The sequence below is a fragment of the Flavobacterium sp. AG291 genome (genome assembly GCF_003350375.1).
Lineage (GTDB): Bacteria > Bacteroidota > Bacteroidia > Flavobacteriales > Flavobacteriaceae > Flavobacterium > Flavobacterium suzhouense.
The window spans coordinates 16260-36222 of the sequence record NZ_QQAR01000019.1 but is presented as its reverse complement, the minus strand read 5'-3'; the positions used below and the strand labels follow the sequence as shown (position 1 = coordinate 36222).

Genomic DNA, 19963 nt, shown 5'->3' with positions numbered 1-19963 from the left:
AAAAATATTGGATATGAAAAAAATAAGTACAAAGATAATTCTGGGATTATGTACGATGGCCTTGTTGTTCTCTTCTTGCAGCAGCGAGCTTGATACTAAACCTAAAGTAGAATTATCGTTAGAAAATCTTTTAGCAAATGACCCTAACGCTGTACAGGGCCTTTTGTCTAAAATGTATGGAACTTTGGCCCTATCGGGAAGCAAAGGTCCCGGAAGTTCTGATATATCAGGTGCCGATCCAGGTGAAACTGCGTATTTAAGAAGCATTATAAACCTACAGGAATTTACAGCCGATGGCATGAAGAACCGTTGGGGAGATGATGGTCTTGACCAGTTAACCACTACTTCAAGGTGGGATCCTAACAATAAATTCTTCAGATACCTGTATGACAGGGTATATTACATTGTTCCTCAAACTACAAACATCATAATTGCTCTCGGCAAAGTTGATGTTGAAAACAAAGAGCAAATAATAAGTGAGCTTCGATTTATAAGAGCTCTTGCTTACTATACCATGATAGATGCTTTTGGTAAAGGCGTATTAGTTACCAACGAAAACTATGGTACATCTACACCACTGCCTGAAGCTTCTAGACAGGAACTGTTTGACTATGTTGAAAGTGAATTACTTGACATAGAAGGAAAAATAGGACTTACTAATGAATATGGAAGAGCTAACAAGTCGGTTGTTCGAATGCTTTTAGCTAAACTTTATATCAATGCAGAAGTTTATACAGGTACGCAAAGATATAGTGATGCCCTTACTAACATTAACAAAGTAATAGGTGAAGGTGGTTATACATTAGCAACTAGTTTTGTTAGCCAGTTCTCAGGTGACAACTATACTTCTACCGAAATTATCTTCCCTCTTATCGCTGATGCAGTAACGAGTCAGAGTTATGGTAATACTACTTACATAGTAAACGGATCTTGCAGTACTGAAACCATGAATATAAACGATTTTGGTACCAGCGATGCATGGACAGGGCATAGAGCTACAAAAGCATGGTATGGTCTGTTTGGAGACCTTGAAACATCTACTGATGACAGGGCTAAACTATTCTGGACTGAAGGGCATAACTATGAGATGGAAAACTATAAAACATGGACCGATGGATATCCTTCAGTGAAATTTAGGAATACTAATTTTTCAAGTCCGTCCATATCAACCCCGTTCTCAAGTACAGACTTCCCTATGTACAGGCTGGCTGATGCTTATCTAATGTATGCCGAGTGTGTATTAAGAGGCGCTACAGGAGGAACTTCTCAGCAGGCTTTAGATTATGTAAATGCAATAAGAAACAGATCTCATGCGGCAACAATAACTTCAGGAGAACTTACGCTTGACTTCCTACTTGATGAAAGAGCAAGAGAATTGAATTTTGAAGGACACAGAAGAACTGACCTTATCCGTTTTGGCAAATTTACAGGAGGAAGCTACTTATGGCCGTGGAAAGGAAATGCTGTAAATGGTGCTGCTATTCCGGATACTTACAAAGTATTCCCTATACCATCTACTGCTTTACAATCTAACCCTAACTTATCTCAAAACTCAGGCTATTAATACCTAAAACTCAAAAGATGAAAAAAATATTAAAACTATCTCTTCTATCGTTATTGTTTGTTTCAATAACGGCATGTAGTGACGATGATAAAACCATTGCTACAGCAAACAGTGCACCCGTGCTTATTTCACCTGAAGACGGAACGAATGTAGTACTTAACGAAGGTCTTGAAAACAACCCGGCAGTTACATTAGTATGGAATCACGGCGATTATGATGTTTCAACCGAAATAACTTACTCTGTAGAAGTTGCACTAGGCGGGACTGATTTCGCTACTCCTATACCTGTACTTCCTACAACTACTAATCGTTTTTATACTCTAACTGTGGGCGTTCTTAACGATTTAGCTATACAGGCAGGAATTACTCCTTTTGAAACAGGAGATCTTGATGTAAGAGTAACATCAACTTTAGGTACTGCTAATGCTATGCCGATGGTTTCTAATGTACTTACAATTACAGTTACTCCATTTGAAGCTATTGTACCTGTAGATCCAAAATTATTCTTTGTAGGTGCACCACAGGCCTATTATGGCCTTAATGCATGGGATAACACTACTGCAATACCTATGAGATATATTGGCGATGGAACTACACAGGTATTTGAAGCTTATGTAAAAGTAAATGCTGGTGAAGGATTTAAATTTATCGGACAACAAGGTTCATGGGATAATGGAAATTACGGAACTATAGGTGGTGCACAGGATGGTAACCTTGAAAACAGCGGAGGAAGCAGTGACATTAAAGTGGCTGAAACTGATGGAGCTGGTTTATACTATGTTCAGGTAGACATTGACAACCTCAAATACAAAGTTGTAAAAATGACCTGGGGTATTATAGGTGATTCTACAGCAGGTGGATGGAGCGACGAAACTGCAATGAACTATGATTTTGCAACCAACAAATGGACCCTTACTGCCGATCTTACTGCTGCAGGTCTTAAATACAGATCTGGAAATTCAGGAACTGCAATATATGGTGACGCATGGAAGTTTAACGTAGGAAACAGCGACCCTAAAGTTACTTATAACGCTGCTGCTCCAAACTTCTCTATAGCTACAGCAGGTTCTCACAACCTGGAATTAACAATAAACTTTGACGGTACAGCAACAACTGCCGGAGAATAATACCTTAAAGAGGGCCGCAATTGCAGCCCTCTTTCTACTTTAAACATCTATGAAAAATATCACTACATTCTTATTTTTACTGATAGGAGTCCTTGGATTCGGGCAGGCTACCACTACCCCATCTCCGGCTATCGCCACGGCTCCCGTTACGGTAAACTTTGACAAAACCGGTACGCCATTGGCAACTTATACCGGAACAATTTATGCACACATTGGCCTTACCGTTGATGGTCAGGACTGGCAATATGTAAAAGGATCATGGGGAGACAATACAGTTCAGCCGGCGCTTACTTTTGTAACCGGAACAACTTATAAGCTCGATCTTAATCCGGATTTATATACTTATTTTGGAGTTCCCTCAACCAGCACCATCACTAAAATATGCGTGGTGTTCAGGGCTGCTACAGGCTCACCCCAATCTTCAGACATTTTCTTAAACGTGGGCGCATTTCAGGTGAGTCTTAACACACCTGTACAAAACAGTGTAACGTTATTAAATTCAGGCGGTAACTTTAATATTACCGCATCAAATACCGGCGGCAATGCCAGTTATAGTTTAAAAGCTAATGGTGCTGTGATAAACAGTAACGCTGCCACTACTAACTATGCATACAATCACACCAACATAACTACGAACCAAAACTATGAGCTTACGGTTACTCAGGGCTCAAGTTCGGTGGTAAAAACATTCTCTGTAATCGTAAATCCGGTAACAGTATCTGAAGCTATGCCTGCAGGTGTTGAAGACGGTATTACTTACAGTGATGTAGACAATACAGTAGCGACACTTGTACTTGATGCTCCGGGCAAAGACTACGTATATGTTGCCGGAAGCTTTAATAACTGGACACCTACAGCGGCTTATGCCATGAAGAAAGATCCTGAAACCGGAAAATTCTGGTTACAGCTTTCAGGTTTAACATCGGGAGAAATTTACAGCTACCAGTATTGGGTGGTAGACGAAACACCTCTGGCTAATTCGCCAAAGGTTGTAAAAACTGGCGATCCATATTCTACACTTGTATTATCTCCTTATGATGATCCGGGAATTCCAGCAAGCACTTACCCTAATCCTCCTGCTTATCCACAAGGTCAGGAAAGAGAAGTAACGGTATTACAAACAGGCCAGGCAGCTTACGACTGGCAGGTAACCAACTTTACAAAACCTAAAAAAGAAGATCTTGTTATTTACGAGGCACTTGTAAGGGATTTTGATGCTGACAGAAACTATCAGGATCTTATCGATAAAATTGATTACTTCACATCACTTGGCATCAACGCTATTGAGCTTATGCCGGTAATGGAATTTGAAGGCAACGAAAGCTGGGGTTACAACACTTCTTTCCACATGGCTCTTGATAAATTCTATGGGCCTTCGGACAAATTAAAAGAACTGATTGACCTTTGCCATCAAAATGGCATTGCCGTAATACTTGACGTTGCCCTTAACCATGCTTTTGGAAGAAATCCAATGGTTCGCATGTGGATGGATGATCCGGATGGTGACGGTTTTGGAAATCCAACTACCGAGAATCCTTACTTTAATACTGTAGCAAAACATAGCTATAATGTAGGTAATGATTTTAACCATCAGCAGCCAAGAACAAAAAACTACGTAAAACGCGTGGTTAGACACTGGATTGAAGAATACCACATTGACGGTTTCCGTTGGGATTTGACTAAAGGTTTTACACAAAACTGTACCGAATCTGACGAAACCTGTACAAACGCTTACCAACAGGACAGAGTTGATGTGCTTAAGGAATATGCCGATTACTCATGGAGCCTTGACCCTACCCACTATACCATATTTGAACACTTAGGTACTGATGCTGAAGAAAAGGAATGGGCAAACTACAAATATGACGAAGGTAAAGGTGTTATGCTTTGGGGTAAAATGACTGACCCTTACAATCAGCTTACTATGGGCTACAGCACAAACAATAATATTGCACGAGTAGGCCACATGGCACACAACGGCTTTTTAGGCAAAAGAGTTGTTGGCTATGCTGAAAGTCATGACGAAGAACGACTGATGTATAAAAACCTTCAGTACGGCAACAGCAATGCAAATTATAATGTAAAAGATGCTGCAACTGCCCTTAACAGAATGAGCGCTCAGGCAGCAGTATTCTTTATGGTACCGGGACCTAAAATGGTATGGCATTTTGGCGAACTGGGATGGGATCTTTCTATTTTTACCTGTAACAACGGTACAGTAAACCCAACAGGTGGCACCGATGGCGATTGTAAGCTTGACACTAAGCCACAACCTCAGTGGACACAGAATTGGATGGGCGATACAAACCGTAGCAAAATATACTATAACTGGAGAAGAATGATACAGCTTAAAAAAGATGAAGCTGTATTTGAAGGCAACTATACGCTGGCATCAACAAATACTCTTACTCCAAAAGTATATATTTCAGATGCTACAATTCCTTCTACAGAACTTAACAGCGTTGTGGTACTATCTAACTTTGACATAGTATCGAAAACAATAACACCAGACTTCCCTACTACCGGAACATGGTACAACCTTATGAATAATGCATCTTATGAGGTAACAGATACCGCTGCTACTATTACACTTGAACCGGGTGAATTCAGGATATTTGGTAACCAGACAGTTGTATTAGGCACCGGAGAGAACACTATCGAAAAAGTTGCTCTTTACCCTAATCCAACGTCTGATGTATTTGCACTTAATATAGCTGTAAATAAACTGGAAATCTATTCCCTTACAGGACAACTGGTAAAAACTTTTAGCAATACTTCTGCGTATACTATATACGACGTAAACAGTCTTACATCAGGCATGTATCTTGTAAAAGTTATTGATACTGAAAACAGGCAAAGCACCCTTAAGCTAATACGAAAATAGATTGAGTTAGTTATTTTAAATATTCAAATTTTGTAAAGGGCTTCCGTGTTTAACGGAAGCCCTTTTTATGTTATATATATCTTAAAGGAATATGAAACGCTTTTTCTGTGCGTTACTTTTATAAATACACACAAATACGAAAATGAACACCATGAAAAAGACAATCCTTTTATTGATTACTATCCTATCCGTTATATCGTGCGATACTTCAAAAAAAGCTACCGCTAACGCTAAACCACAAGTACAATATAAAGACGACTTTAAATCGGCATCCGAAAAAGAACGATTGGCTCTATTAAAAAAACTGAATGCAACAGAAGCAAATTATTCAGTGCTAATACTTACCCAAAATTATAAGGGAGAACAGGTAATTATATCTAATGAGAAGAAAACACTATACAAGGAGTATCCTATTTCGAACAAAAAAACAGGAATAGCAGACCAAATACGCATAGATAACACTATCGACACAAAAGTATACGACAACCTGACCAAAAAAGAAGCGGTTATTTCGTCGAAAGAAGCTAAGAAGCACAAATACATTTACCTGATGAAACAGCCCGGTGCTGACAATCCGTTTTTAATTACGTATAGTAATACGTTGAGGCCATTGGAGTAAGTTTTTATATTAGCTAAAAATAAACTAATGGGCCATAACATTTGTGCAATTATCGGGCATGGAGACCAAGCTAATCCTGACTCTATTAAGAAATATCAGTTAGCTGCAGCATTCGAGAACGGATTCGCTATAATTATTCTTTTCGATGAGTCCATGTATTATTGGCATAACAAAACCGGGGTAGATATGGATTCAGAAAGTGAAGACATCGACTGGGCATCACCTCTTTCATTCTTTCTCGCAGAAGAAATAGGATTTAAGCAATACGCAATTATACAGACAGATTATTTTGGATGCATAGGCACACAATGCGCTTCTCTTTATGAGGACAGAATTGCTATTATAAAAGACACCAGTATCAATGAAGTTCTTTTTGCACTCGGTGTCTCCCCAACTGAAGGCATGGATTGTTTTGACACGATAAATCTTGGCGACTACAGGAATGATGAATATTATTACTGGGATGAAATGAACTTTGCTGAAAACAAGCCTAATATGATTTCGGGAAGGGTTCCAAAAGAATAAGTCAATAATAATATATATGTATATTATCTTCACACTCAAAAAATTATCTATTTAGAATAATTTTTCCTATCTGTTTGAATTTCTAAGAAATAGTTGTACTTTTGCGCTCCCTTTATTGGGGATGGAATGTTTAATTAAAATAATTTATTGTGAACACATTAAGCTACAAGACAGTTTCAGCTAACAAAGCTACTGCTCAGAAAGAGTGGATCGTTGTTGACGCTGAAGGTCATAATTTGGGCCGTTTTGCTTCTAAAGTTGCGATGCTTTTAAGAGGTAAATACAAAACAAATTATACACCGCACGTGGACTGTGGAGATAACGTAATCGTTATCAATGCAGACAAAATCAACCTAACTGGAAACAAACTGGAGGACAAAACTTACATCCGCCACACAGGTTACCCAGGAGGTCAGAGAATTTTAACTGCTAAAGTTGTACAGGCAAAAAACCCTGCAATCTTAGTAGAGAAAGCTGTAAAAGGTATGCTTCCTAAAAACAAACTAGGAGCTGAACTTTTCCGCAACCTGAATGTATATGTAGGACCTGAGCACAAACATGCTGCACAGTCTCCTAAAACCGTTAATCTAAACGACTTAAAGTAAAACATGGCAACAATTCACAAAATTGGCAGGAGAAAAACTGCTGTTGCCCGTATTTACCTTTCTGAAGGAACTGGTAAAATCACGGTTAACAAAAGAGAATTTGCAACTTATTTCCCAACTGCAACATTACAGTACAAAGTATTACAGCCACTTGCAATGACAGGTTCTGCTGAAAACTTTGACGTTAAAGTTAATGTTTACGGTGGTGGTACTACAGGACAAGCTGAAGCTGTAAGAATGGCTATCGCTCGTGCTATGTGCGAAGTTGATGCTGAAAACAGAAGCATCCTTAAACCAGAAGGCCTATTAACAAGAGATCCAAGAATGGTAGAGCGTAAGAAATTCGGTCAGAAGAAAGCTCGTAAAAGATTCCAGTTCTCTAAACGTTAATATGTCATTATTGGATTTTATCATCCAATACTATTCATTTTTATTATTGAATTTAAAAACAATGTTGTTGTTGCCCCACCGAGGTGAGGGGTTAGTTTAGCATCTAAATGGGCAAGGCCGAATTTTCGCCACTTACTCATTGCTTACTCAACAGAACGTAAACTATTACAAAAATGGCAAATAAAGTAGAAGTTAAAGACTTACTGGAAGCAGGTGTACACTTTGGACACATGACCAGAAAATGGGACCCGAACATGGCCCCTTACATATACATGGAGCGTAATGGTATTCACATTATCAACCTGTATAAAACTGCAGCTAAGATCGAAGAGGCTAACGAGGCTCTTAAAAAGATCGCTGCATCAGGCAGAAAAATCCTTTTCGTTGCTACTAAAAAACAAGCTAAGGATATCGTTGCTGAAAAAGCAGCAGCTGCAAACATGCCATACATCACTGAAAGATGGCCTGGTGGTATGCTAACAAACTTCGTTACTATCCGTAAAGCTGTTAAAAAAATGGCTTCTATCGATAAAATGAAGAAAGACGGTACATTCAACACGCTTTCTAAGAAAGAGCGTCTGCAAGTTGATCGTCTACGTGCAAAACTTGAGAAAAACTTAGGTTCTATAGCTGACATGACAAGGCTTCCGGCTGCGTTATTCGTTGTAGATATCAAAGCTGAACACATCGCAGTAAAAGAAGCTCAAAAATTAAACATTCCGGTTTTCGCAATGGTAGATACCAACTCTGACCCACGTCAGGTTGACTATGTTATCCCTGCAAATGATGATGCTTCTAAATCAATAGAAAAAATCTTAGCTCTTGTAACTGGTGCTGTTGTTGAAGGTCTTTCTGATAGAAAATCAGACAAAGAAGACTTCAACGAAGAGACTGTAGAAGCTGCTGCTCCTGCTGCTGCTCAAACAGAAGCTCCTGCTGCTACTGAAGAGTAAAGATAACATTACAATAAAGCCGTTGTGCTGGTAGATGTTTACTTTTGTAGCATATTATCATCATAACGGCTTTTATTTTTTTAACTCAAAAACAATATTCAAAATGGCAAATATTACTGCTGCTGACGTAAATAAACTAAGAACAATTACAGGTGCTGGTATGATGGACTGCAAAAAAGCACTTGTAGAAGCTGATGGAGATTTTGACAAAGCTATCGAGAACCTTCGTAAAAAAGGTCAGAAAGTAGCTGCTAACAGAGCTGACCGTGAGTCTACTGAAGGTGCTGTTATCGCTGTTGTTAACGCTGACAAAACTACTGGTGTAGTTATCTCTCTTAACTGTGAAACCGACTTCGTTGCTAAAAACGAGGCTTTCGTTAAGCTTGCTAACGACCTTGCTGCTCTTGCACTTAACTTTACTTCTAAAGAAGATTTCCTTGCTGCTGATTTCAACGGTCTTACTGTTGCTGACAAACTAACTGAGCAGACAGGTGTAATCGGTGAAAAAATCGAGATCGGTTCTTTCGAAAGACTTGAAGGTGCATTCGTTGGTTCTTACATCCACGCTGGTAACAGAATCGCTACTCTTGTTAGCCTTTCTGCTAACGTAGCTGGTGGTGAAGAAGCTGCACGTAACGTTGCTATGCAGGCTGCTGCTATGGCTCCTATCGCTCTTAACGAGGAAGGTGTTGACGCTGCAACTATCGAGAAAGAAATCGAGATCGCTAAAGATCTACTACGTCAGGAAGGTAAACCGGAAGCTATGCTTGAAAACATCGCTAAAGGTAAACTTGGACGTTTCTTTAAAGACAACACTCTTGTTAACCAGGATTTCATCAAAGACAACAAACTTAGCGTAAGCGAGTACATCAAGTCTGTTGATGCTAACCTTGTAGTTACAGGATTCAAAAGAGTTGCACTTGCATAAGTAAACCTCTTTTATAAAACAAAGAACCCCAAATTTTACAATTTGGGGTTTTTTTATGGTCAGACTCCTCCGACCGGAAACAACAAACAAACAAACAAACAATAACGAAAACTAAATTTATAACTCTAAGTTTTTAAAGCCGAAAGTCTAAGGCTGATAAATAATCAGATTAACGTATCACCAGATCCACTTCTTCAAAAGCTTTTTTTATTTCTTCAATAACAACCTCTCCCTTTACAACATTAAGTCCACGGCCTAAATCAGGATATTTACTGCAAGCCTCCTCCCAGCCAAGGTTAGCCAGCTTCAACACATAAGGCAGCGTAACATTAGTAAGCGCCAGTGTAGACGTATACGGCACCGCTCCCGGCATATTAGCCACACAGTAATGCACAATATCATCTATAACAAATGTAGGCTCCTCATGCGTTGTAGGACGCGTTGTTTCAAAACAACCACCCTGATCAACCGCTACATCAACCAGAACCGTACCCGGGCGCATATCTTTTAGCATTTCACGGGTTATTAGATTCGGCGCTTTTGCCCCGGGAATCAATACTGCCCCAATGATAAGATCGTGATCTTTTATATGTTTCTTTATATTATAAACACTCGAAAATTCAGTCACAACGTGGCTTGGCATAATATCATTTACATAACGAAGGCGTTTCATATTGATATCCAATATCGTAACATGCGCTCCTAAACCGGCTGCCATCTTCGCTGCCTGAACTCCCACGACACCGGCACCAAGCACCAGTACCCTTCCGGGAGGAACACCCGGCACACCGCCAAGCAATACGCCCCTTCCCTTTATAGGCTTCTCAAGATACTTAGCTCCCTGCTGAATAGCCATACGCCCCGCCACCTCACTCATTGGCGTAAGCAATGGGAGAAAACCATCGTCATCACTTACAGTTTCATACGCAATACATACAGCCTTACTTGCAATCATGGCTTTGGTAAGCGCTTCACTTGAAGCAAAGTGAAAATAGGTAAATATCACCTGATTCTTTTTGATCAGAGGATATTCTGAAGCTATTGGCTCCTTTACCTTCACGATCATATCAGCTATTGCAAAAACACCTTCAGCAGTTGGCAACATCACTGCTCCGGCATCACGATAATCTTCATCGGAAAAACCACTGCTCTCGCCCGCCGATTCCTGAATATAAATCTGATGCCCGTAGTTAACCAATTCGAACACCCCCGCCGGAGTAAGGGCTACCCGGCTTTCATTATTCTTAATTTCCTTTGGCACCCCTATTTTCATAGCGTATGATTTATAATTTTATACAAATATAAACATATACCCCTGAAAAATACTATACTGAATGTGAAATTTTACAAATTTTTAATACACACCCCCTCTAAAAACAAATTTCATCCGCAAAAAAATATGATTTTCTAAAAGACATCCCCTTCAAACTTATAAATGCCATAAAATATAAATTATTAATACCTTTACTCTTTACCCTTAACCTATGTTTCAGACCCGTAAAGACACTGTATACGTTATCCTCGCAGGAATTTTCATAACCAATGCCGTAGTTGCCGAGCTTATAGGCGGCAAACTTATAAATGTGGCTACCGTACCCATGAGTGTAGGGATATTGCCATGGCCAATAGTTTTTATCACTACAGACCTCATCAACGAATATTTTGGTGAAAAAGGTGTACGTCGTTTATCGTATATTACCGCGGGTTTAATTGCCTATTGTTTTTTCATGCTTTGGTTGGCATTGAGTATCCCCGCAGTTAAAGGAATGGGAGTTCAGGATTCTCAGTTTAATGCAGTTTTTGGTCAGGGAATGTGGATAATAGTAGGAAGTATAACCGCATTTTTAGTTTCACAGCTAATTGACGCCACACTCTTCCATTGGGTAAAAAGAAAAACAGGCAATAAATATATCTGGCTGCGAAGTACAGGATCTACAGTGATATCACAATTTTTTGACAGTTTCATTGTTTTGGGCATAGCCTTTTGGGCAACAGGACAAATGGACACTCAAACCTATATTGCATCGGGTTTAACCGGATACTTTGTAAAACTAATAATTGCTATATTGCTTACCCCACTAATTTATCTCGGACACTATCTGATAGAAAAATATATCCATAACGAAAAATCAAACAATACCAGTCATGACAGGCAAAAAGCGTTGTAAATGGTGTGTAGGCGACTCACTTTACGAAGACTATCACGATAACGAATGGGGCAAACCCGTTTATGACGATCATAAACTATTTGAATTCCTACTATTAGAAACCTTTCAGGCAGGTCTGAGCTGGATAACTATATTACGCAAGCGTGAAAACTTCCGAAAGGCTTTTGACAATTTCGATTATAAGACAATTGCCAGATATAACGAAACGAAAATTGAAGAATTATTACAGGACACCGGTATCATCAGGAACAGATTAAAAGTACTGTCCGCAGTGAGCAACGCACAGGCATTTATAAAGATTCAGAAAGAGTTTGGAAGCTTTTCAAGCTACTACTGGGCATTTAGCAACAATAAACCTGTAGATAATAAATTTGAAGCATTATCACAGGTACCTGCCACTACCCCATTATCTGACACTATTAGCAAGGATATGAAAAAACGCGGTTTTAAATTTGTAGGCTCAACGGTAATTTATGCCAACATGCAGGCAACAGGCATGGTAAATGACCATATTATGGAATGCAATTTTAGATAATAGTATTGAGATGTGAGTATTGAGATGTGAGTATTTAGAAAACTTCACTTATCCCTATATAAAGACAAACCCCGCAAATGCGGGGTTTCTTTATTTCTAAGTGACATTAAAATTTCAAACTAAAAATCTAAAATCTCAATACTCACTTCTCAATACTTATAGATTAGTAACGATAGTACTCCGGTTTGAATGGCCCTTGTACCTCAACACCAATATAAGCAGCCTGCTCTTCGTTAAGCGTTTCAAGTTCAACACCAAGTTTGGCAAGATGAAGTGAAGCCACTTTCTCATCAAGGTGCTTAGGAAGCATATAAACTTTATTTTCGTAAGCAGCACTGTTGTTCCAAAGCTCAAGCTGAGCAAGTGTCTGGTTAGTGAAAGAGTTACTCATTACAAAGCTTGGGTGACCTGTAGCACATCCAAGATTTACAAGACGGCCTTCAGCCAGGATGATAACATCTTTACCATTTACAGTATATTTATCAACCTGAGGCTTGATCTCGATTTTAGAAGCACCGTGGTTTTTGTTTAACCATGCCATGTCGATTTCGTTATCAAAGTGGCCGATGTTACAAACAACAGTTTTATCTTTCATTTGCTCGAAGTGGCGACCCACAACGATATCTTTGTTACCTGTAGTAGTGATGATGATATCAGCATTACCAATTACAGTATCAAGTTTTTTAACTTCATAACCATCCATAGCTGCCTGAAGCGCACAGATTGGATCGATTTCAGTAACTGTAACGATAGATCCTGCACCACGGAAAGATGCAGCGGTACCTTTACCTACGTCACCATAACCACAAACAATAACTCTCTTACCTGCTAGCATAAGATCGGTAGCACGACGAACAGCATCAACAGCACTTTCTTTACAACCGTATTTATTATCAAATTTCGATTTAGTAACCGAATCATTTACGTTGATAGCCGGCATAACAAGCGTACCATTCTTCATTCTTTCATACAGACGGTGAACACCTGTTGTAGTTTCTTCTGAAAGACCTTTGATAGCAGCTGTAAGCTCAGGGAAACGATCGAATACCATATTGGTAAGATCTCCCCCATCATCAAGAATCATGTTAAGCGGTTTACGGTCTTCTCCAAAGAAAAGCGTTTGCTCGATACACCAGTCAAATTCTTCCTCGTTAAGACCTTTCCATGCATATACCTGGATACCTGCAGCAGCAATGGCAGCAGCAGCGTGGTCCTGAGTAGAGAAAATGTTGCATGAGCTCCAGGTAACTTCAGCACCAAGAGCAACTAAAGTTTCGATAAGAACAGCCGTTTGAATTGTCATGTGAAGACAACCTGCAATACGAGCCCCTTTAAGCGGCTGAGATGCGCCATATTCAGCACGAAGCGCCATTAGACCCGGCATTTCAGCTTCAGCAAGCTGAATCTCTTTTCTTCCCCATTCCGCAAGCGAAATATCCTTTACTTTGTATGCCACGTATGGCAGCGTTGTAGTACTCATGAATATTGTATATTTGTATTAGCAAAAAATTTTTGCAAATTTAGTGAATGCATTTGTAATTAGCCCGTTTTAAGAACAAAATATAAAAATATGCCGCATCCATAACCATTTGTGATACAACATTATGGAATCATTGGCACCAACTTTACCCCATGCCTTTATACAAATCTGTCAACATCGATAAGGATACCCGCCTGCTTATTTGGAAAAACACCGAAAGCCTGGAAGAGTTTTTTAATCATATAAAGCTTAAAGACAGTTGTTCGCTTAGGGTTGACGGTATGAAAAGTGAACTCCACAAAAAAGGTTTTCTTGGTGTAAGAATGCTCCTTCAGGAAATTGGCTATACTGATTTCGATCTTTTTTACGACTCCGATGGCAAACCCCATCTTACCGATGGCATGAACATATCGATTACACACTCCTATGCATTTTCAGCTATTATTGTGAGTAAAAACGATATTGGGATTGATATGGAACTGCAAAGAGAAAAGGTAATTACCATAGCTGATAAATTCATTGAACCGGAATTCAACTACCTTGATCCTTCACATCTTACCGATTACATGAAACAGCTCATAGTTATATGGGGTGTAAAAGAAGCTGTCTACAAAATGATATCACGTGCCGGACTAAGCTTTAAGCAAAATATTTATGTTTTCCCTTTTGAACTGACAGATAAACACGGAATGACATCGGTAAATTATGAAGACATTAATGAAAGCTACCCGTTTTACTTTGAAGAAGTGGAAGATTTTACTCTAGTATACTGCCTGGGCAGCAAAACCAAACTATAATGACCGACTTCTTTGATTTTTTCTTTGGACAGTTTAAAGGCTACACAACTGAATTCCTGACCCTTGAACTGACTGCAATTTTTTTCGGACTGTTAAGCGTAATTTACTCCGCCAAAAATAGCATACTGGTATACCCAACAGGACTTATAAGTACTTTTATATTTGTATACATTCTGTACACTGCTGATCTTTATGGAGATCTTATAATTAATGCTTATTATTTTTACATGAGTATTTACGGTTGGTATTTATGGAGCCGTAAAGACCGACAGCACCACGATTTGTTAAAAATAACAGCCGTTTCAGCTAAAGATAATTATAAATGTTTAGGCATTTTTATAGTTTCCGTTATATTTGTATCCGTTGTATATCACTTCTTTCATATGTTCAACCAATGGTGGGCCTATGTAGACACATTTATAACGGGGCTTTTCTTTATAGGAATGTGGCTATTGGCCAAACGGAAAGTCGAGAACTGGCTATATCTTATAGCAGGAGATATAATTGCAATCCCCCTATTTTTTTACAAAGGACTGATTTTTACCGGTTTCTTTTATATAATACTAACCACAATCGCCATATTTGGCTATCGGTCATGGAAGAGAACATTGCAGGACGAACTACAAATACCGTAAACATTACCATATATGGTAATGAGCTAAATGGAAGGGAAGTTGCTGAAACGTTTGCGCAATTTGCAAATCCGACAGATAACACTGCTCCTAATTTTGTATTTCGTACGGTAAGCATTGACAAAGCTCTTAATGAAGATGATAAAACGACACAGCTTTTTATAATCTGTGACGCAACTAATGATGCAGATAAAGCATCTATAAAAAAACTAAAACAAAGATTAACCACCAACAACCAACCACATATAATGATTAATTCAAACAATACTCCTTTTTTCGAGGCAGGGAAAACAGTTCTTGACGAGCTGATCCGGGCTAAAGAAATGGGATTGTCTGAAACAGACTTTGCTGACATAAGGAACAAAGGCATAGACATACAAACTATAATAAATCAATTAAACATTTTTAAAGACGGGGTAAGCAAAACTTATCTGAATAAACCGGCGTCATTAAAAAATGGCATCATAGAACTCCCTGAAGAAATAGCTCTTAAATATGCTTCTCATTTTGACAGTGAAAAGGATAATTTCACATTAACTAAATTTGTACCAGCTTCTGGAGCGGCTACAAGAATGTTCAAATTCCTTAATGAGTTTGCAAGCGAATTTAATTATGACAAGGAAACTATAAATGCTTACATAAACCGTAAAAAAGACAATCATCTTCGTTTATTTTTAGTAGGACTGGAAAAAATGCCTTTCTACAAAAATATTATTGAAGTACTAAAAGAAGATGAAAACTTCGCTGCCATGCCGAAAGACAAAAAAATATTTGTCTTTATTAAAACCATGCTAAGCAGCAAGCATTTTGACTTCGCCAATAAGCCAAAAGGAATATTACCTTTTCATAACTATAATGGTTTTATAGCCACACCTATCTATGAACACCTAAAGGAAACAATTGCCTATGCAAGTTCTAAAGGTGAAGCAAACATCCAGTTCACCATATCGGAAGAACATATGGATGGGTTTATTGATGAAATAAAAACAGTTAAGGAAAACATTGAAAAGGAATCGGGCATCCCATTTAATATAACTTTTTCTTTTCAGCAAAAAAATACAGATACACTTGCTGTAAATACAGACAACACTCCTTTTAGAGAAGCCGGTGGACATCTTTTTTTCAGGCCGGGCGGACATGGTGCGCTAATTGAAAACCTTGGACAACTGGATGCCGACATTGTTTTCATTAAAAACATAGACAACGTTAGCCATAACAATACACATACAATTGCCCTCTATAAAAAAGCACTTGCAGGAATATTGATCACACTTCAGGACCAAGTTTTCACCTACTTAAAAATGATTGAAGAAGACAGTATCAGTGAAGAAGACATGAATGCTATTTTTGCTTTCGCTAAGGAAAAACTATTGCTTCACATACCAGCTGACGTATCAAAATATACACCTCAAAATAAAAAGGAATTCATATTCAACTTATTAAATAAACCTATCCGCATTTGCGGAATGGTAAAAAATGAAGGGGAACCCGGAGGTGGACCTTTTTGGATAGAATGCAGTAAAGGCGCACTTTCGCTTCAGATAGTTGAAAGTTCTCAGGTAGATCTTGACAACAAGACCCAAAAAGAAATTTTCTCAACAGCAACCCATTTTAACCCGGTTGATTTGGTATGTGGACTAAAAAACTACAAGGGCGAATATTTTGACCTCCATAAGTTCGTAGACAAGACATCGGGCTTTATTGTAAATAAAAACAGGTTTGGCAAGGAAGTAAAATCATATGAGCTTCCGGGCCTATGGAATGGAGCGATGGCAGGATGGATCACTCTTTTCGCCGAAGTCCCTCTTGAAACCTTTAATCCTGTAAAAACAGTAAACGACCTTTTAAAACCTGCACATCAGCCCTGGTAATATTTCAATGAATATAGATACAGCAATACAGGAACTCGATTACAAAGCAGTAAGAAGTAGTGGTGCCGGAGGACAAAATGTAAACAAAGTTTCCTCTAAGGTAGTACTTAGCTTCAATCTTACAGCAAGTAATGCCCTTACCGACGAGGAAAAAACATTGGCTTCAGTACGCCTTGCCTCTAAACTGACCAATGAAGGTGTTCTTATCCTGCAATGTGACGAAGACAGGAGCCAGCTACGCAACAAAGACATTGTTACCAAACGGTTTCTGGCAGTAATGGAAAATGCGCTTAAAGAAGATAAGCCCCGTAAGCCTACCAAAATACCGCGTTCGGTAATTAAAAAACGTATTGAAGGCAAACGCAGGCAGGCCGAAAAAAAACAATCCCGAAGAAGGCCTGACTTTTAGATTTTAGTATTGAGTATTGAGAAGTTAGACAGGAAACAAGACCTTCAACACTAAAATCTCAATTCTAAAATCTAAAATCTCAATACTTTTTGTACTTTTGCGCCGTCTCAAAGGGGTGCTCTAAATAACGAGCTGAGATTATACCCAAAGAACCTGGGCAGGTAATGCTGCCAAGGGAAAGACAATAAAACAACGGAGTTCATGCCGTGTTCATTTGTCAAAAACAAATCATTTTTAACTAACAAAAGAATAATTACCCCTTTTATTCGTAATTTTTTTTACGAATGAAATCTTTATTCATTTTTTCGAAAAGTAACAAAGTCGCAAAGCTGCAAAGCTGCAAAGCGGTTACTTCAATTCTCCTTACTACTTTAGGCTTTACCGCCTATGCTCAGCAGCCTGTAGCACAGGATTCTGTAAACAAGCTTGATGAAGTGCTGGTACAATCTGTTCGCGCTAACAGCAATACCCCGGTAACATTTACCAATGTAACCAAGGCTGAACTTGCTCCGCGTAACCTTGGTCAGGACATCCCTGTATTACTTAGCTACCTGCCATCTGTAGTAACAACTACCGATGCCGGTAATGGTTTTGGTTATACAGGCATGCGTGTAAGGGGAGCTGATGCAACACGTGTTAACGTAACCCTGAACGGTATCCCATTTAACGATGCCGAATCTCACGGCTCTTTTTGGGTAAACATGCCCGATTTCGCATCATCTGCCGAAAGTATTCAGTTGCAGCGCGGTGTAGGTACTTCTACAAACGGTGCGGGTTCATTTGGCGCGAGCCTTAATGTATTAACCGACACTTACAAACATGATTCAAGCGGTGAGATATCCAACTCTTTTGGTAGTTACGGTTCTAGAAAACATACGGTAAAATTCAGTACCGGGCTTATGAACGATAAGTTCGAGATTGCAGGAAGATTGTCATCCCTTGCCTCAGACGGTTATATCGACAGGGCATCATCAGACCTGAAATCGTATTTCCTTCAGGGAACTTATGTAGGAAACACGACCCTTATCAAGGCATTGGTTTTTGGCGGAAAAGAAAAAACATACCAAGCATGGAATGGAATAGATGCCACTACCCTGCGTAACAACAGACGTTTTAACCCATCTGGAATGTATACAGATGAAAACGGCGAAACCCGTTTTTACAATAATGAAACTGATAACTATCAGCAGGACAACTACCAGCTGCACTGGAATGAAAGGTGGAGCGACCGCTGGAGCACTAACGCAGCATTGCACTATACCCGTGGCAAAGGTTATTATGAGAACTACCGCGACGATGCCGCTTTTGGCAAATATGGATTACTGCCTGTAATCATAGGCGGTACAGAAATTACCGCTACTGACCTGATTACCCAAAAATGGCTTGATAACGACTTTTATGGCTATACCTTATCGGCTAATTATAAAGACGATAAATTCAACATTGTTATGGGTGGTGCGTGGAACAAATACAAAGGTGCGCACTACGGAAACGTGATATGGGCACAATATTCTGGTAATGTCCGTCCGGGCGACAGATATTATGATAATGATGCCGATAAGCAGGATGCCAACATTTACGCCAAAGTAAACTACCAAATAACAAGCAAACTGAACCTTTTTGGCGACCTTCAGCTTCGCAATGTTGAGTATGAAGCAAGCAATGTTCTTGAAAGTAATGACACTCCACTGCCGGTAAATGATACTTTCAACTTTTTTAACCCTAAGGCAGGACTGACCTATACAGTAAACGACAAAAACAATATTTACTTCTCTTACGCCCGTGCTAACAAAGAGCCACGCCGAAGCGACTATGAATATGGCAGCAACAAGTCGGAAAGCCTAAATGATTTTGAATTAGGATGGAGGTTTAAATCCGGACGAAGTACGGTAAACATTAATGGTTACTATATGAGATACAAAGATCAGCTAGTACTTACAGGTCAACTTAATGATGTAGGCGGTTATATATACACGAACAGCGGCGACAGCTATCGTATGGGTATAGAAGCTGATGCTACTCTTGTACTTACTGAAAAATGGATTTTAAGACCTAACATTGCAGTAAGCGATAACAAAAATGTTGATTTCAACATCGAAACAGAGACCGGAACTCAAAACCTTGGCAATACAGAAATTGCTTTTTCGCCAAGCGTAATAGCGGGAAACCAATTAATTTTTCTTCCTGTAAAAAATTTACAGGTTGCATTACTTTCTAAATATGTTGGTGAACAGTTTATGGACAACTATGAAACACCAAGCGCCAAACTAAAAAGCTATTTTACAAGCGATCTGAATATTAGCTACGAATGGAATATAAATAAGGTATTCAAATCGATAGTGTTTAACGGATTAGTAAACAACATTTTTGACAAAGAATATGTTTCTAACGGGGCGATGTATGGCGACCCTTACTATTATCCTCAGGCTGGCATTAACTTTCTTGCCGGAGCAACATTAAAGTTCTAAGAACTAAC

General features: G+C 39.1%; 18 protein-coding genes and 1 riboswitch. Of the genes, 16 read left to right on the top strand and 2 right to left on the bottom strand.

Going from position 1 to position 19963, the window contains the following annotated elements; translation table 11 throughout:
• The first annotated feature begins 13 nt into the window (after nt 1-13).
• The 9 genes from DEU42_RS16445 (at nt 14) to tsf (ending at nt 9595) form a co-directional block, all read left to right on the top strand.
• Nucleotides 14-1564: a RagB/SusD family nutrient uptake outer membrane protein gene (locus tag DEU42_RS16445; RefSeq protein WP_114759426.1), complete on the top strand. Its 1551-nt coding sequence runs from the start codon at nt 14-16 to the stop codon at nt 1562-1564.
• Between the two features lie 17 nt (nt 1565-1581).
• On the top strand, nt 1582-2691 hold the full coding sequence (locus tag DEU42_RS16440) for a SusE domain-containing protein (protein WP_114759425.1): 1110 nt from the start codon (nt 1582-1584) through the stop codon (nt 2689-2691).
• A gap of 49 nt (nt 2692-2740) precedes the next feature.
• Complete coding sequence (locus tag DEU42_RS16435) at nt 2741-5575, top strand: alpha-amylase family glycosyl hydrolase (protein ID WP_114759424.1); 2835 nt, start codon at nt 2741-2743, stop codon at nt 5573-5575.
• A 151-nt stretch (nt 5576-5726) separates the two neighbouring features.
• A complete protein-coding gene (locus tag DEU42_RS16430) occupies nt 5727-6194 on the top strand; it encodes a hypothetical protein (RefSeq protein WP_147278146.1) in 468 nt (155 codons plus the stop codon).
• A gap of 186 nt (nt 6195-6380) precedes the next feature.
• Complete coding sequence (locus DEU42_RS16425) at nt 6381-6719, top strand: hypothetical protein (RefSeq protein WP_147278145.1); 339 nt, start codon at nt 6381-6383, stop codon at nt 6717-6719.
• A gap of 149 nt (nt 6720-6868) precedes the next feature.
• Nucleotides 6869-7324, top strand: a complete 456-nt coding sequence (rplM, locus tag DEU42_RS16420; protein ID WP_114759421.1) for a 50S ribosomal protein L13 — start codon at nt 6869-6871, stop codon at nt 7322-7324.
• Nucleotides 7325-7327: 3 nt separating this feature from the next.
• Nucleotides 7328-7714, top strand: a complete 387-nt coding sequence (rpsI, locus tag DEU42_RS16415) for a 30S ribosomal protein S9 (protein WP_114759420.1) — start codon at nt 7328-7330, stop codon at nt 7712-7714.
• A gap of 173 nt (nt 7715-7887) precedes the next feature.
• A complete protein-coding gene (gene rpsB, locus DEU42_RS16410) occupies nt 7888-8667 on the top strand; it encodes a 30S ribosomal protein S2 (protein ID WP_114759419.1) in 780 nt (259 codons plus the stop codon).
• A 103-nt stretch (nt 8668-8770) separates the two neighbouring features.
• Nucleotides 8771-9595, top strand: a complete 825-nt coding sequence (tsf, locus tag DEU42_RS16405; protein ID WP_114759446.1) for a translation elongation factor Ts — start codon at nt 8771-8773, stop codon at nt 9593-9595.
• A gap of 169 nt (nt 9596-9764) precedes the next feature.
• Here the strand turns inward: tsf and ald are convergent, their stop codons facing one another.
• Nucleotides 9765-10868: an alanine dehydrogenase gene (gene ald / locus DEU42_RS16400; RefSeq protein WP_114759418.1), complete on the bottom strand. Its 1104-nt coding sequence runs from the start codon at nt 10866-10868 to the stop codon at nt 9765-9767.
• 211 nt (nt 10869-11079) lie between these two features.
• Here ald and DEU42_RS16395 point away from each other — a divergent pair, with 211 nt between their 5' ends.
• Both DEU42_RS16395 and DEU42_RS16390 read left to right on the top strand, forming a co-directional pair.
• Nucleotides 11080-11763, top strand: coding sequence for a queuosine precursor transporter (locus tag DEU42_RS16395; RefSeq protein ID WP_114759417.1), 684 nt, complete (start codon nt 11080-11082; stop codon nt 11761-11763).
• Nucleotides 11741-12298, top strand: a complete 558-nt coding sequence (locus DEU42_RS16390) for a DNA-3-methyladenine glycosylase I (RefSeq protein ID WP_114759416.1) — start codon at nt 11741-11743, stop codon at nt 12296-12298. The genes DEU42_RS16395 and DEU42_RS16390 overlap by 23 nt, the downstream gene beginning before the upstream one ends.
• A 163-nt stretch (nt 12299-12461) precedes the next feature.
• Here the strand turns inward: DEU42_RS16390 and ahcY are convergent, their stop codons facing one another.
• Complete coding sequence (gene ahcY, locus DEU42_RS16385; RefSeq protein ID WP_114759415.1) at nt 12462-13778, bottom strand: adenosylhomocysteinase; 1317 nt, start codon at nt 13776-13778, stop codon at nt 12462-12464.
• A gap of 152 nt (nt 13779-13930) precedes the next feature.
• Here ahcY and DEU42_RS16380 point away from each other — a divergent pair, with 152 nt between their 5' ends.
• From DEU42_RS16380 to DEU42_RS16360, 5 genes are all read left to right on the top strand, one after another.
• Nucleotides 13931-14575: a 4'-phosphopantetheinyl transferase family protein gene (locus DEU42_RS16380; protein ID WP_114759414.1), complete on the top strand. Its 645-nt coding sequence runs from the start codon at nt 13931-13933 to the stop codon at nt 14573-14575.
• Nucleotides 14575-15210, top strand: a complete 636-nt coding sequence (gene pnuC, locus DEU42_RS16375; protein ID WP_114759413.1) for a nicotinamide riboside transporter PnuC — start codon at nt 14575-14577, stop codon at nt 15208-15210. Before DEU42_RS16380 ends, pnuC begins: the two co-directional genes overlap by 1 nt.
• Nucleotides 15171-17078, top strand: a complete 1908-nt coding sequence (locus DEU42_RS16370) for a DUF4301 family protein (RefSeq protein ID WP_114759412.1) — start codon at nt 15171-15173, stop codon at nt 17076-17078. The genes pnuC and DEU42_RS16370 overlap by 40 nt, the downstream gene beginning before the upstream one ends.
• 7 nt (nt 17079-17085) lie before the next feature.
• Nucleotides 17086-17487, top strand: a complete 402-nt coding sequence (arfB, locus tag DEU42_RS16365; RefSeq protein ID WP_114759411.1) for an alternative ribosome rescue aminoacyl-tRNA hydrolase ArfB — start codon at nt 17086-17088, stop codon at nt 17485-17487.
• A 101-nt stretch (nt 17488-17588) separates the two neighbouring features.
• Nucleotides 17589-17682: riboswitch (TPP riboswitch) on the top strand.
• 89 nt (nt 17683-17771) lie between these two features.
• Nucleotides 17772-19955 carry a TonB-dependent receptor gene (locus DEU42_RS16360; RefSeq protein WP_114759410.1) on the top strand — a complete coding sequence of 728 codons (2184 nt, stop codon included), beginning with the start codon at nt 17772-17774 and terminating at the stop codon, nt 19953-19955.
• Nucleotides 19956-19963: the final 8 nt, after the last annotated feature.

Excerpts from the sequence above, each read along its gene's own strand:
- DEU42_RS16445 (WP_114759426.1), top strand. The coding sequence starts at position 14 with ATGAAAAAAATAAGTACAAAGATAATTCTGGGATTATGTACGATGGCC.
- DEU42_RS16440 (WP_114759425.1), top strand. The coding sequence starts at position 1,582 with ATGAAAAAAATATTAAAACTATCTCTTCTATCGTTATTGTTTGTTTCA.
- DEU42_RS16435 (WP_114759424.1), top strand. The coding sequence starts at position 2,741 with ATGAAAAATATCACTACATTCTTATTTTTACTGATAGGAGTCCTTGGA.
- DEU42_RS16430 (WP_147278146.1), top strand. The coding sequence starts at position 5,727 with ATGAAAAAGACAATCCTTTTATTGATTACTATCCTATCCGTTATATCG.
- DEU42_RS16425 (WP_147278145.1), top strand. The coding sequence starts at position 6,381 with ATGGATTCAGAAAGTGAAGACATCGACTGGGCATCACCTCTTTCATTC.
- rpsI (WP_114759420.1), top strand. The coding sequence starts at position 7,328 with ATGGCAACAATTCACAAAATTGGCAGGAGAAAAACTGCTGTTGCCCGT.
- rpsB (WP_114759419.1), top strand. The coding sequence starts at position 7,888 with ATGGCAAATAAAGTAGAAGTTAAAGACTTACTGGAAGCAGGTGTACAC.
- tsf (WP_114759446.1), top strand. The coding sequence starts at position 8,771 with ATGGCAAATATTACTGCTGCTGACGTAAATAAACTAAGAACAATTACA.
- ald (WP_114759418.1), bottom strand. The coding sequence starts at position 10,868 with ATGAAAATAGGGGTGCCAAAGGAAATTAAGAATAATGAAAGCCGGGTA.
- DEU42_RS16395 (WP_114759417.1), top strand. The coding sequence starts at position 11,080 with ATGTTTCAGACCCGTAAAGACACTGTATACGTTATCCTCGCAGGAATT.
- DEU42_RS16390 (WP_114759416.1), top strand. The coding sequence starts at position 11,741 with ATGACAGGCAAAAAGCGTTGTAAATGGTGTGTAGGCGACTCACTTTAC.
- ahcY (WP_114759415.1), bottom strand. The coding sequence starts at position 13,778 with ATGAGTACTACAACGCTGCCATACGTGGCATACAAAGTAAAGGATATT.
- DEU42_RS16380 (WP_114759414.1), top strand. The coding sequence starts at position 13,931 with ATGCCTTTATACAAATCTGTCAACATCGATAAGGATACCCGCCTGCTT.
- pnuC (WP_114759413.1), top strand. The coding sequence starts at position 14,575 with ATGACCGACTTCTTTGATTTTTTCTTTGGACAGTTTAAAGGCTACACA.
- DEU42_RS16370 (WP_114759412.1), top strand. The coding sequence starts at position 15,171 with ATGGAAGAGAACATTGCAGGACGAACTACAAATACCGTAAACATTACC.
- arfB (WP_114759411.1), top strand. The coding sequence starts at position 17,086 with ATGAATATAGATACAGCAATACAGGAACTCGATTACAAAGCAGTAAGA.
- DEU42_RS16360 (WP_114759410.1), top strand. The coding sequence starts at position 17,772 with ATGAAATCTTTATTCATTTTTTCGAAAAGTAACAAAGTCGCAAAGCTG.